This window comes from Neorhizobium huautlense, from assembly GCF_002968575.1.
GTDB lineage: Bacteria > Pseudomonadota > Alphaproteobacteria > Rhizobiales > Rhizobiaceae > Neorhizobium > Neorhizobium huautlense.
Window position 1 is genome coordinate 1 of sequence record NZ_PVBM01000083.1, and the last position, 1,578, is coordinate 1,578.

Consider the following 1,578-nt stretch of genomic DNA (forward strand, 5'->3'; position numbering starts at 1 on the left):
GATGGCGGAGCGGAATTTGGCATTTTCGGTAAAAGCCAACAGAAGGAGGAAGATTCCGTGGGCGAAATCAGATACCTCGCAACTCGAGACCTCTTGAAAGACGATGTTATCGAGCGGATTGTTGCGGCAGCCAGGGCTAACGCTGGTCTCTGGCTGATGGTCAAAGAGCGTGCAGTCGAAAAGCGCGCTATCAAGGCCGAACTCAGACGCCGGGGAGCGGATGCAAATGACCTGAACCGCCTGCTTACCACCCGCTTGACGCCGACGATTGCCGAACTCGCGGAGGAGCTCGTGTCCACCATGTTTGGAAACTGCCCGCCGGAGATCGGATCTCGTGCTCAGCTCGCTCTGCTCAAGGCAGCCGAATCCGAGCTTGATGGCTGCTCGGCACAGCCATAGCAGAAGGCGAACCCCGCCGCCCAGCGATATCCTACGCCGATCATCGACCAACAGTTGCGCCGCACTTTCAGCCGCCGCCCAGTTTATCGATGACCCACGCCTGCAGCCGGCGCCCGATGCGCTCGGAATTCGCTTCGGTAAGATCCTCCGGAGAGATAGCGAAGATCGGCCCAAGGTACTTCATTCGCGGGATCGTTTTTTCCTTGGCGTGCCGATATTCCTCCGTCTCAATCCCAAAGGCCTCGACGAGCAGTCTGCGCGGTGGCTGATCTCTATGGGCAATCTCCAATACAAAGTCCGGCCTGCAAAGGCCGATGGGCGTTTCCGCCGCGAAGAGCGGCTTGATAATGGAGATCCGCAGTTTTGGAGCAGCATCGAAGAGCGATTGCTGAAGCCAGAAAAGCAGATGGGAAACGTCACGCTCAAATCCGGACTCGACGGGGAAGAGCGTATCGCCGTTATAGACCGGCTGGGCGTAGGCTTGCACAGCCCGAACCGGGCCTTCATCGTCCTCCTGAAAATCCACGTTCAGCAGAGTCAGGAACGGTCCTCGGCTTGCCGAGTCCCCCCGAAGCGGCTGGCGCACCTTGGAGAGGATATCGATTGTCCGCGAGGTGGATGCCGGCATGACGGCCTGCGTGAAAACGCTGGTCGAAAACAATAGCATGAAGCCGGTGCGGCGAAGCCCCTCGGGCCAGTCGCCGCGCGAGCTCGCAAGCAGCCGTTGCCAACGGCTCTCCGGATCCCAATAGTCGGGGCCCCAAGTTGATAGAAGAGCGTTCAACGTCCAGGCTCTGAGTACCCTCAGCTCCCGTGCGGCCGAGCGCAACCGGAAGAGCTGATCGGCGAGCTTGAAATCAACATCATCCTGCAGCGGCGGGATTACGTTCATACCCGCTCTATCAAGCATCCTCCATAGCACGCCACCCAGTCTGGAAGGTCGGTCATTTCGTTCGATCGACCGGAAGGGCTCATCCCCTGAGACATCGGCCAAGCGATTAGGAATGGCAGGAAGGGCATCAATGTACGAACGCTTGGATCTCGACAGGGGTCGAAGATGGTAGCCGCGGTCAATGAGGACGGGACTGGCGTCCTTGTCGACGTGGAACGGACAGGCGACGGCGTGGTTTGGTCGCTCCTCATGCCGACCGGGGGCATCGTCCTTCGGCGTCAGCCGCC

2 protein-coding genes are annotated in these 1,578 nt (G+C 59.6%); one reads left to right on the plus strand and one right to left on the minus strand.

Features of this window, described 5'->3' with window-relative positions; translation table 11 throughout:
- Nucleotides 1–399 (plus strand): hypothetical protein (locus C5L12_RS27655; RefSeq protein ID WP_245423070.1); only part of this gene is annotated, 399 nt, incomplete at its 5' end.
- 67 nt (nucleotides 400–466) lie between these two features.
- On the opposite strand, the gene C5L12_RS27660 is transcribed toward C5L12_RS27655, so the two are convergent.
- Nucleotides 467–1,578 (minus strand): hypothetical protein (locus tag C5L12_RS27660; RefSeq protein ID WP_105375166.1); only part of this gene is annotated, 1,112 nt, incomplete at its 5' end.